The organism is Microbulbifer pacificus, assembly GCF_033723955.1.
Taxonomy (GTDB): domain Bacteria; phylum Pseudomonadota; class Gammaproteobacteria; order Pseudomonadales; family Cellvibrionaceae; genus Microbulbifer; species Microbulbifer pacificus.
Window position 1 is genome coordinate 2,678,236 of the sequence record NZ_CP137555.1, and the last position, 12,679, is coordinate 2,690,914.

At 60.1% G+C, this 12,679-nt stretch carries 10 protein-coding genes; 6 read left to right on the forward strand and 4 right to left on the reverse strand.

Translation table 11 applies throughout. The features are described from left to right. Window positions 1-125: 125 nt before the first annotated feature. On the reverse strand, window positions 126-2,960 hold the full coding sequence (locus R5R33_RS11515; RefSeq protein WP_318952848.1) for a M16 family metallopeptidase: 2,835 nt from the start codon (window positions 2,958-2,960) through the stop codon (window positions 126-128). Between the two features lie 150 nt (window positions 2,961-3,110). Beyond that, on the reverse strand, window positions 3,111-3,317 hold the full coding sequence (locus R5R33_RS11520; protein ID WP_318952849.1) for a CPXCG motif-containing cysteine-rich protein: 207 nt from the start codon (window positions 3,315-3,317) through the stop codon (window positions 3,111-3,113). A 396-nt stretch (window positions 3,318-3,713) separates the two neighbouring features. On the opposite strand from R5R33_RS11520, the gene R5R33_RS11525 reads away from it, so the two are divergent. From R5R33_RS11525 to R5R33_RS11535, 3 genes are all read left to right on the forward strand, one after another. Next, window positions 3,714-4,877 (forward strand): phosphoglycerate kinase, encoded by a 1,164-nt coding sequence (locus R5R33_RS11525; RefSeq protein WP_318952850.1) that lies wholly within the window; start codon window positions 3,714-3,716, stop codon window positions 4,875-4,877. A gap of 190 nt (window positions 4,878-5,067) precedes the next feature. Further along, a complete protein-coding gene (gene fba / locus R5R33_RS11530) occupies window positions 5,068-6,132 on the forward strand; it encodes a class II fructose-bisphosphate aldolase (protein ID WP_318952851.1) in 1,065 nt (354 codons plus the stop codon). Between the two features lie 72 nt (window positions 6,133-6,204). Further along, on the forward strand, window positions 6,205-7,182 hold the full coding sequence (locus R5R33_RS11535) for an alpha/beta hydrolase (RefSeq protein WP_318952852.1): 978 nt from the start codon (window positions 6,205-6,207) through the stop codon (window positions 7,180-7,182). 9 nt (window positions 7,183-7,191) lie between these two features. On the opposite strand, the gene rarD is transcribed toward R5R33_RS11535, so the two are convergent. Both rarD and serA read right to left on the reverse strand, forming a co-directional pair. Next, window positions 7,192-8,106, reverse strand: coding sequence for an EamA family transporter RarD (rarD, locus tag R5R33_RS11540; protein ID WP_318952853.1), 915 nt, complete (start codon window positions 8,104-8,106; stop codon window positions 7,192-7,194). A gap of 172 nt (window positions 8,107-8,278) precedes the next feature. Then, on the reverse strand, window positions 8,279-9,511 hold the full coding sequence (gene serA / locus R5R33_RS11545; protein ID WP_318952854.1) for a phosphoglycerate dehydrogenase: 1,233 nt from the start codon (window positions 9,509-9,511) through the stop codon (window positions 8,279-8,281). 163 nt (window positions 9,512-9,674) lie between these two features. On the opposite strand from serA, the gene R5R33_RS11550 reads away from it, so the two are divergent. From R5R33_RS11550 to R5R33_RS11560, 3 genes are all read left to right on the forward strand, one after another. After that, the gene (locus tag R5R33_RS11550; protein ID WP_318952855.1) at window positions 9,675-10,337 is read left to right on the forward strand and encodes a fumarylacetoacetate hydrolase family protein; all 663 of its coding nucleotides are present in this window, start codon (window positions 9,675-9,677) and stop codon (window positions 10,335-10,337) included. Window positions 10,338-10,442: 105 nt separating this feature from the next. Then, window positions 10,443-10,967: an asparaginase gene (locus tag R5R33_RS11555; RefSeq protein ID WP_318952856.1), complete on the forward strand. Its 525-nt coding sequence runs from the start codon at window positions 10,443-10,445 to the stop codon at window positions 10,965-10,967. An 87-nt stretch (window positions 10,968-11,054) separates the two neighbouring features. Then, a complete protein-coding gene (locus tag R5R33_RS11560) occupies window positions 11,055-12,572 on the forward strand; it encodes an aldehyde dehydrogenase (RefSeq protein ID WP_318952857.1) in 1,518 nt (505 codons plus the stop codon). The last annotated feature ends 107 nt before the right edge of the window (window positions 12,573-12,679 follow it).

The window sequence follows — 12,679 nt, forward strand, 5'->3', positions numbered from 1 at the left end:
GTTCCAAGCGGATATCAAACAAGTGAAAAATCACCGGATGTAACGCCTGTTGGACGCACACCCGGTGATTTATATCCTCAAACTGGACGAGTGTTATCTATGGCAATTGCCGCAGACGAACGGGGTTATTGTCCACCAACGGTGCTGTCTGCCACCGGTGCGCCATCGGCATCCAGTTCGGTGATAGTGCCGATTTCCAGTTCGACCACCTTGTCCGCGATTTTTTCCTTGTCGCCGACAATCACCCACACAAACTGCTCAGGTTTGATGGTCTCCTTCGCCAGCTCATGCACCCGGTTCAGATCGATACTGCGCACCTGCTCGGCGTAGCCGTCCATATAGTTGAGTGGACGCTCGTACGTAACCAGGGATGACATTGCGCCGGCGACCGCATCAATGGTTTCAAAACGCCCGGGCAGTTCGTTGATGCGCTTGTCCTTCAGTTTTTGCAGCTCGTCCGCCTTGGCAGGGTTGCCGCCGATGTACGCGCGCAGTTCTTTCTGCAGTTCCGCCAGGGATTCGCTGGTTTTATCGGTCTGTACCGGTGCGTACACCAGCAGAGGCTGCTGGCCCTTGGCGCCGGTGAGGAAGGAGTAGGCACCGTAGGCCCAGTGCTTGTCTTCCCGCAGGTTCATGTTGATACGCGCGGTGAAAGTACCGCCGAGGATGTCATTCATCATGTGCAGCGCTTCGCGCTCGGCAATTTTTTCCGAAGGCGCGAGCAGGCCGCCGATGATGATGGACTGTTCCGCCCCGGGCTTGTCGATCAGGTAAACACTGGATTTTTCCGGCAGCGCCACCTGGGCCAGGTTTTTCGCCGGCTTGGTGGATTGTGGAGCTTTCCAGTCGGCGAAGTGCTGCTGCAGTTTTTCCTGCAACTGCGGCATGCTGATATCGCCGGCCACAATCAACGTGGCGTTGTCCGGGCGCAACCAGGTCTGGTGGTAGTTCACCAGATCGCTGCGAGTGAGCGCGCTGATGGACTCCTCGGTACCGCTGCCGGTAAACGGAATACTGTAGGCGTGGTTGTCGCCGTACAGCAGCGGGGGCAGGTTGCGCAGGGCCATCTGTACCGGTTTGGTTTTTTCCTGCTGGATGCCGGCGATCCAGCGACTGCGTTTGCGCTCGATTTCCTCATCGGCAAACGCCGGGTTCAGCAGCACATCGGCAAACAGTTCGATGCTGGCATCGAGGTTGCTGGAAAGTGCATTCAGGCTCACGCTGGAGGTGTCGAGGTCCGCGCTGGCACCGATGGTGGCTCCAAGTATTTCCTCGCGCGCGCTGATTTCCAGGGCGCTCAGGTGCCGGGTGCCCTCCTTCAGCATGGACATGGTGTAGCTGGAGGTGCCGAGGCGTGCGCCCTGATCGGCGGCATAGCCCGCGTCAAATTGCAGCTCCATATTCACCACTGGTACCGAGTGGCGCTCGGCCAGCACGATCTTCAGGCCGTTGGCCATCTCCGCGGTCTGGATCTTGGGGAAGGGCACGGAGGGGAATTCGCCCAGTTCCGGCAGCTTGCTGCGGTCGGCACCGCTGTCGGCGGTTTTGTATTCCGGGAAGGGGTGCACTTCGATCACGTGGTCGCCACTGGATAGCCACTGTTGCGCGGCGGCCTGCACTTCTGCTGCGGTGAGCCTTTGCCGCGCGGTCATCGCCTCCAGGTAACCGTTGGGGTTGTCCATGTAGAGTTCGCCGCGGGCGAGGATGACACCCTTGCCGCTCCAACCGCCCACCTGTTCCAGTGCGCGTGCGGTAGAGGCGTAATCGGTCATGTTGACCCGGGCCAGTTCCTCTGTGGTCGGACCCTCGACGAGAAACTTCTGCATCTCCTCGTCGATGGCGGCCTCAATCGTGGCCAGATCCACGCCGGGTTTTGCATCGGCGACCACCTGAATCATCGACGCCAGTTCAAATTCGTACTCCGCAACATACACATTGGTCGCAATCTGATCCTGGTACACCAGGCGCTTGTACAACCGCGAATTTTTGCCGTCACCGAGAATGGAGGCGGCGAGATCGATTGCACCCGCATCTTCATGGCCGATGTTGGGGGTGTTCCAGACCTTGTACAGGCGCGCCTGTGCCACCCGGTCGTGCATGGTTTCGCGGGTAGACTGGTCGCGCTTGGCAATCCAGGATTCCTTTTTGATCAGCGGCGGGCCCGCGGGGATATCGCCGAAGTATTTGCTTACCTTTTCCTTCGCCGTGGCGACATCGATGTCCCCGGCCAAAACCAGCACGGTATTGGCCGCGCCGTAATAGGTCTTGAACCACTCGTGTACGTCTTCAAGGCTCGCCGCGTTCAGGTCTTCCATCGAACCGATGGTTTCCCAGGAGTACGGGTGTCCGGCAGGGAAAATCGCCGCCTGAATCTTTTCATCCACTTTGCCGTAAGGCTGGTTTTCACCCTGGCGTTTCTCGTTCTGCACCACACCGCGCTGCTCGTCGAGCTTTTCCTGGGTAATCACGCCGAGCAGGTGGCCCATGCGGTCGGACTCCATCCACAGCGCCATATCCAGAGCGTTGCTGGGAACGGTTTCGAAATAGTTGGTGCGGTCGAGCCAGGTAGTCCCGTTCATACCGGTGGCGCCGGCCTGCTCGAAGGGCTTGAAGTACTCGTCGTCGTAGTTTTCCGAGCCGTTGAACATCAGGTGCTCGAACAGGTGCGCAAAGCCGGTGCGCCCGGGCCGCTCATCCTTGGAACCCACGTGATACCACACACCCACGGAAACGATCGGCGCCTTGCGGTCCTCGTGCACGATCACGCGCAGGCCGTTGGGCAGGGTGAACTTTTCGAAATCGATACTGAGTGCCTGAGGGGCTGCAGCCGCTGATCCGGTGACATCCACGGCCGCGATTTTGGGGGAGGTGGAAGATGCGTTGCCATTTTCTCCGGTGGTGTCGCCACAGGCAGCGATGGCCAGGGCCAGGGTCGCTGGAAGCCAGAGTCTGTTTGCCATAACAGGTATCCTTATTGTGTTGGCTTGCTGTTTTTATACGTACGGTGCGATGTGTTCGAGGCGTCGCGGGATTCCCCCGCGCATGCACGCCGAAGCCTGTTTATAGCCCTCTGCCGGCGAGGCTGCAAACGCGAGCGGGCAATGCGCTGCCTAGACGTCACCTTCGTGTTTGAACTGCGCCGTCCACTGCCCCTCCATATCCACACTCACCAGCACCTGAATCGGCCGACAGCATACGGCGCAGTCCTCGAAGTAATGCTGGCTGCCGGCGGAGGTGTCGATCAGTACCAGGATGGTCTCGCCGCAGTAGGGGCAGCGATCGCTGAATTCCTCGATCTTGCCCATTGATCTGTCCATAGAGCCTCCGTTGAAGCGGGTTTGCGGGGGGGGGATGCAGTTTACGGATTGGTCGGTGACCAGCCCCATACGGTAGTTGCATGTTTTTTGTGCTGTCTGGCAATGGTAGAGACCGCAAATTGACCGGGCAACGCGCTGCTGAAAACTTTTTTGCCTTCTTGTAAAAATGACAGCGGTGTCAGCTTGTTTTACAGAGTGTGCGGTAATTCATTTACAAAACGGGTTGATATACTCCGCGCCTACTGCTTCATTGGGTGCTCCGTTGGGGCCTGGTGCCCCCTCCATGTGGGCAGGGACAATCGCAACAGCTTATAATCCGCGCCCGCTTTCTTCCGGCCATGCCGGGATAAGGCCGGGGAGAGTAAGTATTCAGTAACCAGCAAAAGAGGATTGGCTATGGCGGTTAAATTGATGAAGGACCAGGATCTGGCGGGCAAGCGCGTACTGATTCGCGAAGACCTGAACGTGCCGGTAAAAGACGGAGTGGTAACCTCCGACGCGCGTATCCGCGCGGCACTGCCCACCATCAAGGCCGCCGTAGATGCGGGTGCCAAAGTCCTGCTGATGTCCCACCTGGGCCGTCCCACCGAGGGCGAGTACGAGGAAGAATTCTCCCTGGCGCCGGTCGCCGCGCACCTGGGCAAGCTGCTGGGCAAAGACGTGCCGGTGATCAAAGACTGGCAAAGCGGCGTGGAACTTGCAGCTGGCCAAGTAGCACTGCTGGAAAACGTGCGTTTCAACAAGGGCGAAAAGAAAGACGACGAGGCCCTGTCCAAACAGTACGCGGCCCTGTGTGACATCTTTGTCATGGACGCCTTCGGCACTGCGCACCGCGCCCAGGCTTCCACCCACGGTGTGGCCAAATTCGCCCCCATCGCCTGCGCCGGCCCGCTACTGGCTGCGGAACTGGATGCGCTGGAAAAAGCACTGGCAAATCCTGCGCGTCCGCTGGTGGCCATCGTCGGTGGCTCCAAGGTTTCCACCAAGCTGACCGTGCTGGAGAGCCTTTCCGACAAGGTGGACCAGCTGATCGTCGGCGGCGGCATCGCCAATACCTTCCTGGCTGCCAGCGGCAAGCCAGTGGGCAAGTCCCTGTGCGAGCACGACCTGATCGATACCGCCAAGGGCCTGATGCAGAAGTGCGATATTCCGGTGCCCACCGATGTGGTGACCGGCAAGGAATTCAGTGAATCCGCCGCGGCGGAGACCAAGTCTGCGGATGCGGTGGCGGACGACGACATGATTTTCGATATCGGCCCGGACACCTCCGCGGCGCTGGAGGAAATCCTCAAGAATGCCAAGACCATCATCTGGAATGGCCCTGTGGGTGTGTTCGAGTTCGACCAGTTCGGCGCCGGCACCGAGCATTTGTCCAAGGCCATCGCCGCGAGCGACGCTTTCTCCATTGCTGGCGGCGGAGACACCCTGGCAGCTGTGGATAAGTACGGCATTGCCGATAAGGTTTCCTATATTTCTACTGGGGGTGGTGCCTTCCTCGAGTACGTGGAAGGCAAGGTGCTGCCGGCAGTCGCCATTCTGGAGACTCGCGCAAGCGAATAATTACTAACACGTTTTTGCAATATCAGGTTTGTGCAGTTCCGGGGCGCCGCGGCGCCCCGCTCAAGCAGTAAGAAGTGCCTGTTGTAAGAAGTACCCATCATTAAAAAGAGATGCGACCAGAACCCGCTTCGGGAGTCGCACACCCGTTGTACCCCATACCAGCTAAATTTCGACGAGAAAGGGTTTTTTCATGGCTTTAATCAGCTTGCGTCAAATGTTGGACCACGCTGCCGAGTTCGGTTACGGCATTCCTGCGTTCAACGTCAACAACCTGGAGCAAATGCGCGCGATCATGGAGGCGGCGGACCAGACCGACTCCCCGGTTATCGTGCAGGCCTCTGCCGGCGCCCGCAAATACGCCGGTGCCCCCTTCCTGCGCCACCTGATTCTGGCCGCAGTGGAAGAATTCCCACATATCCCGGTGGTGATGCACCAGGATCACGGCACCAGCCCCGCGGTGTGCCAGCGCTCCATCCAGCTGGGCTTCAGCTCGGTGATGATGGATGGCTCACTGATGGAAGACGGCAAGACCCCGGCCTCCTATGAGTACAACGTCGACGTGACCCGCCGTGCGGTGGACATGGCGCACGCCTGCGGTGTTTCCGTAGAGGGTGAGCTGGGTTGCCTGGGTTCACTGGAAACCGGCATGGCCGGCGAGGAAGATGGCGTTGGCGCCGAGGGCAAGCTGTCCCACGACCAACTGCTGACCGATCCGGAAGAGGCTGCGGATTTCGTCAAAAAAACCCAGGTCGACGCCCTGGCGATCGCCTGCGGCACCAGCCACGGTGCCTACAAGTTCAGCCGTCCGCCGACGGGCGACATTCTCGCCATCGACCGCATCAAGGAAATCCACGCGCGTATCCCGGATACCCACCTGGTGATGCACGGCTCCTCCTCTGTACCGCAGGAGTGGCTGAAGGTGATCAACGAGTTTGGCGGTGAGATTCCGGAAACCTACGGGGTACCGGTGGAGCAGATCTGCGAAGGCATCAAGTACGGCGTGCGCAAGGTCAACATCGACACCGACCTGCGCCTGGCGTCCACCGGTGCCGTGCGTCGCTTCCTGGCGGAAAACCCGTCCGAATTCGACCCGCGCAAATTCCTCGCGGCCACCACCAAGGCCATGAAGGAAATCTGCATCGCCCGCTACGAGGCCTTCAACACCGCCGGCAACGCCAGCAAGATCAAGCCCATTAGCCTCGACGCCATGTTCGCGCGCTACGAGAAGGGCGAGTTGGTACCGAAGATCAACTGATCTCCGGGTGATATGAAAAAGGGCGAACTCCGGTTCGCCCTTTTTTTTGAAGAAATACAGTACCATTGAGTCATGACTCTGTTTGATGACCTCAATGCCGTGGCTACGGGGCCAGTGATCCACCGTCCGGATTACTCTGCCCTGCGCAGCCAACTGCCGAAGCTGGATTTCGCCTGCGGCCAGCCCCTGCCGCAATCGGTAATCTCCTACCGCAATTTCTATCGCCTGAATTTTGACGAAACCAGCGGCACTGGTATCGGCACCTTCAACGCCGCGGGCTTCGAACTCGTCGCGCAGTACTGGCTGGTGAACAACCCCAGGGGCACCCTGTTCATTTGCCACGGTTACTTCGACCATACCGGCATCTACGCCTCTGCCATCCATTTCGGTCTGGAGCGCGGTTTCAATGTCGTCAGTGTGGATTTCCCCGGGCACGGCCTGTCCAGTGGCGAGCCGGTGGCCATCGACAGTTTTATGCAGTACCGGGAGGTGCTGGAGGCCCTGCTGTGGCGGGCGAGAGACAGGATGCCTGCACCCTGGCACGGGATGGGGCAGAGTACCGGCGGGGCGACCTTGCTCGCCTACCTGCAGTTCAGCGATTGGCAGCCATTCGACAAGGTCATGTTGCTGGCGCCGCTGGTGCGCCCGGCCAACTGGCACCTGCGCAAGTGGATGTTCTACCTCGGACGCTTCCTGCTGCCGCACCCGAGCCGCGGTTTCAACATCAATACCCACGATGCCGAGTTCGCCCGTCGCCAGGCCCACCGCGATCCACTGCAGTCCCCGGTAATGTCCATTCGCTGGCTGGGGGCAATGGTGGACTGGCTGCATTTGTTTCCCAGATCGGAGCGCAATCGCAAGCCGATTCTGGTGGTGCAGGGCACCGACGACAAAACCGTGGACTGGCGCTACAACATGCGTGCGATTCGCGACCGCTTTCCCAACAGCAAGCGCGTGATCGTGCGCGGGGCGCGCCATCAGATGATCAACGAGACCCAGCCGTACCGGCAGCAGATCATCGCCGCCCTCGACGGCTGGCTCGCCCAGTAATCCCGCTCCCTAGCCTGCCGTCTTGCGCAGCTGGCGACGCTGGCGGCGCTGCGCCAGCGCGTCTACGGAATACAGCAGCAGCGCAAACCATACGATGGCGAAGGTGATGAGCTTGCTCTCACTGAGCGGTTCGCCGTAGTAGAAGGTGGCGAGCAGCAGCATCAATGTCGGCCCCAGGTATTGCAGGAAACCCACGGTGGAGAGATTGAGGCGGCGCGCGGCGATATTGAACAGCAGCAGCGGTGTCAGGGTGATGGGACCGGCGAGCAGCAGCAGGCTGTTCAGCTGCCAGGTATTGGTCAGCAGGTTGCTGGTGGGGCTGTCGGTCCACAACAGGAAGCCGACGGCGAGCGGCAGCATATACAGGGTTTCCACTGCGAGCCCGGTCAGGCTGTCCACCGGTGCGCGCTTGCGCACCAGACCGTAGAAACCGAAGGTCAGCGCCAGATACAGTGCGATCAGCGGCACCCGCCCGAACTGCCACAATTCATAGCCAATACCCACAGCGGCGATCGCCACCGCCAGCCACTGCAGCGGACGCAACCGCTCCCCCAGAAACAGCACCCCGAGCAGCACGCTGAGCAACGGATTGATGTAGTAGCCGAGGCTCGCATCCAGGATGTGCTGGTTGGTAATGGCCCAGATAAATACCAGCCAGTTGCTGCCGATCAGCAGGGTGGACAGCAATAGCGTGGCCATTTTTTTGCCGGAGCTGAGGGTGCTGCGGAAATCCGCCAGTTTACCGAGCGCGGCGAGCATCACCATTGCCAGCACAAAAGACCAGACGCTGCGGTGGCTGAGAATTTCCGGTGCGGAAATACCGCCCAGCAGATTGAAATACAGCGGTGCCAGCCCCCAGATGAGAAAGGCACCAATGCCCGCCAGCAGGCCGGCGGCAGCAGATTCGGAATTCTGGTTTTGCACGTGGAAACAGCCCTGGCCCACCGGGAATGAATGGCGGTGTGCCTGTGGTTGGGGAAGACAGAGAAAGAGAAACCCGGACTTCACAGCTGCAGATGCAGTGCGCCGTCCGGGTTTGCGGGAGTTTAACAGACGCGCTTGCGCCCGTCCTTCTGCACCTGTCCGATTGGAGATATCAGAAAAGGACGCGGCAGCGCAGGGTACCGGGAATGTTTTTCAGTTTCTCCAGTGCCAGGTCGGAGTACTCCGCATCCACATCGATCACCACGTAGCCCACGCTCTCGTTGGTCTGCAGGTACTGGGCGGAAATGTTGATGCCGTTTTCCGAGAACACCTGGTTGATGGCACCGAGCACGCCGGGCACGTTCTTGTGAATGTGCAGCAGGCGGTGGGCGCCGCCGTGGCCTGGCAGCGCCACTTCCGGGAAGTTCACCGAACTGGTGGTGGTGCCGTTGTCGGAGTAGAGCGCCAGTTTGTCGGACACTTCCACGCCGATATTTTCCTGGGCTTCCACCGTGGACCCGCCCACGTGCGGGGTGAGCAGCGCGTTGTCGAGGCCGCGCAGCGGCGACAGGAACTCGTCGTCGTTGCCGCGGGGCTCCACCGGGAACACGTCGATGGCGGTGCCGGCCAGGTGGCCGCTCTTCAGCGCTTCCGCCAGCGGCTCGATTTCCACCACGGTGCCGCGGGAGGCATTGATCAGGATCGCGCCCTTCTTCATTTTGGCGATCTGCTCGGCGCCGATCATCCATTTGGTGGAGGGTAGCTCCGGCACATGCAGGGAGACCACGTCAGACAGCGCCAGCAGTTCGTTCAGGCTGTTGACCTGGGAGGCGTTGCCCAGAGGCAGTTTGGTGACCACGTCGAAGAAAATCACGCGCATGCCGATGCCTTCGGCCAGTACGGATACCTGGGAACCGATGGCACCGTAGCCGACCAGGCCCAGGGTCTTGCCGCGGGCCTCGAACGAGCCCACCGCAGATTTCTGCCAGCCGCCGCGGTGGCAGACCATGTTCTTTTCCGGGATGCCGCGCAGTAGCATGATTGCCTCGGCGATCACCAGTTCGGCTACGCTGCGGGTATTGGAGTAGGGTGCGTTGAACACCGCTATACCCAGATCGGTGGCGGCCTTCAGGTCTACCTGGTTGGTGCCGATACAGAAGCAGCCCACTGCGATCAGCTTGGGCGCGTTCTCCAGCACCTTGCGAGTCAGCTGGGTGCGGGAGCGAATCCCGACAAAGTGCGCGTCGGCAATTTTCTCGATCAGTTGGTCTTCCGGCAGTGCGGATTTAACGTAATCCACATTGGTGTAGCCGCGGGAAGACAGCAGATCCACTGCGGACTGGTGAACACCTTCCAGCAACAGGATGCGGATTTTGTCTTTCTGAAGAGAAGTTTGAGAAGCCATAACGAGTCTCTTGGCCGAGCGCGAAAACAACGCGACTGAATTAGCGAAAGTCATTGAGGTTCCCGAAGTGGGAATCGCCGGGGACCCGGCGAGGGCGGCATCATAACACAAGGGCTTTCTAAAACTTTATACGCAATATCTATCCTAGGTATCGAATTTGGTTATGTATAAACATCAATTTACCTGCAATTCTCCCGTTGAACTGCCACTTGGCAAGATTGTGTGTGTCGGGCGCAATTACGCGGCACATGCGGAGGAGCTCAATAACCCTGTGCCGGAAGAGCCGCTGCTGTTTATCAAACCAGCCACGGCGGCGGTGCCAATGGCCGAGCCCGTGCACCTGCCCCGCGGGCGCGGCAGCTGCCACTTCGAGGGCGAGCTGGCGCTGCTGATCGGCGAGACACTGACCGATGCCAATGCGTCGCAGGTGGCACCGGCCATTGCCGGCCTGGGATTGGCGTTGGACCTAACCCTGCGAGACTTACAAGCGGACCTGAAAAAACAGGGCCACCCATGGGAGAAAGCCAAGGGCTTCGACGGCGCCTGCCCGCTGTCGCCGTTCGTGAAGCTGGACTGGTTGCCGGACTGGGACAATCTGACCTATACCCTGTGGCTGAACGGCGAAATCCGCCAGCGCGGCAAATCCAGCCATATGCTGACACCGATCCTGGATCTGGTGGCCTATATCAGCAGTTACTTCACCCTGCTACCGGGCGACGTGGTGCTGACCGGTACGCCCGCCGGGGTGGGCGAACTGCTGGTGGGCGACAAGATCGCCATGGGGCTGGAGGAGGACTGGCTGCGGGTGGAGACACAACTGGTGTGAACCGGAGTGGCCTGAATGGATTGGCGGGACCGGGAAACTAGGATTGTTCCATTCCTATCGCCCCACTAAGATGCGCGCAACTGTACTCAATCAGCGGGAAAAACGATGACAGATCTCAACTCAAAGACCACCATCCGCATCCTTACTACAGGTGGCACCATTGAAAAGAGCTACTGCGAATCCGACGGTACCCTCAAGAATCGCGCCTCGATCATTCGCGAGGGCCTGATCAGCAGTCTGCGTTTGCCCTACACCCATCTCGAGCTGGAGAGCGTGCTCAACAAGGATTCCCTGGAGATGGACGACAGCGACCGCGACCAGATCTGCGCCGCCATTGCGCGCACCGCGGAAAAGGGTGACCCCATTGTTATCCTGCACGGCACCGACACCATGTCGGTCAGTGCGGACTACTGCCACGCGAAGATGGGGACCCCCAAGGTACCGGTGGTGTTCACCGGCGCCATGAAACCCATGGGGTTCATTGATTCCGATGCCCGCCAGAACTTCACCGAGGCCCTGTTGGCGGCGCGACTGATGCCGCCCGGCTTCTACATCGCGTTCCACAACCGGGTTTTCCCCATCCCCGGCGCGCGCAAAAACCTGCAGACGGGTACTTTCGAGTCGATCTGAGTCGTGATACTTTGATTTGTGATCACATTTTATGTATAAACTGAATAATCCTTCAGTTTAACTTGTAACCCAGGATTCGAGGTGCGCATGACCGACAACCGGACTCAGAAGCCGACCCCGCAAACGCTCCAGGAGTGGCTCGCCCTGGCCGAGGCCCTCACCATTGAGGGTCGCGCCTTTATCAACGGCGAGTACGTGGATGCCCTGAGCGGCCAGACCCGCCCGTGTACCAGCCCGGCGGACGGCCGCGAGCTGGCGCAGATCGCCAACTGTGGCCCGGAAGATGCCGAGCGCGCAGTAAAAGTGGCGCGCGACACCTTCGAGTCCGGGGTCTGGTCCCATATGCCGCCGATGGCGCGCAAGAAAATCCTGGTGCGCTTTGCCGAGCTCATCGAAGAGAACAAGGTGGAAATCGCGTTGCTGGAAAGCCTCGACGCAGGCAAGCCCATCAGCGACACCATGAATGTGGACGTGCCGAGCGCGGTGACCACCATCCGCTGGAATGCGGAGGCCATCGACAAGATCTACGACGAGATCGCCCCCACCGGCCCGACCGAAATCGGCCTGATCACCCGTATGCCGCTGGGTGTGGTGGCGGCCATCGTGCCGTGGAACTTCCCGCTCTCCACCACTGCGTGGAAACTGGGGCCGGCGCTCGCTACCGGCAACAGCGTGATTCTGAAGCCCGCGTCCAATACCCCGCTCACCGCCATCAAACTGGCGGGACTGGCGAAAGAGGCCGGGTTGCCGGACGGCGTGCTGAACGTACTGCCCGGACCCGGTAGCAGCCTCGGCAAGACGCTGGCGCTGCATATGGATATCGACGGTCTTACCTTCACCGGCTCCACCGAGGTGGGCAAGACGCTCACCGAATACTCCGGCCAGTCCAACCTCAAGCGCACCTTCCTGGAGCTGGGCGGCAAGAGCCCGAACATCGTGTTTGCCGATGCGGACCTGGACAAGGCTGCAGAGGCGGCGGCGCTCGCGGTGTTCTACAACCAGGGTGAAACCTGCACTGCCGGTACCCGCCTGCTGGTGGAAAAAAGCATTGCCGACACGTTTATCGAGAAGGTGAAAAAGGCGGCCGAGCGCTTTGTGCCCGGCCACCCGCAGGACCCGAATACCGTGATGGGCGCGCTCATCGACCAGAGCCAGTTCGACACGGTCGAGTTCTACGTGGCCAAGGGCCTGGAGCAGGGCGCGCGACTGGTGTGCGGCGGCAAGCCGGTGGCGGCGGTTGAGGGCGGCCACTACTACGAGCCCACCATCTTCCGCGGCGTAAGTGGCGATATGAAAATTGCGCGCGAGGAAATTTTCGGCCCGGTACTGTCGGTAATCGAATTCGAGACCGAGGAAGACGCGCTGAAGATTGCCAACGATTCGATTTACGGTCTCGCGGCCGGCGTCTGGACCCGGGATATTGGTCGCGCCCACCGCATGGCGCGTGATATCCGCGCGGGCTCGGTATGGGTGAACAACTATTTCGGTGGCGACATCACCGTGCCCTTCGGCGGTTTCAAGCAGTCCGGCAACGGTCGCGACAAATCCCTGCACGCGCTGGACAAATACTGCGAGCTGAAGTCCACCTGGATTGATATCAGCTGATCATCGGATTCCTGTTTGACTCCATTGGGCCGCACTGCGGCCCTTTTTTGTGCCCGCAATCCGTTCAGCCTGCAGTCATGCGGCTGGAAATATCATGAAAATGTGAC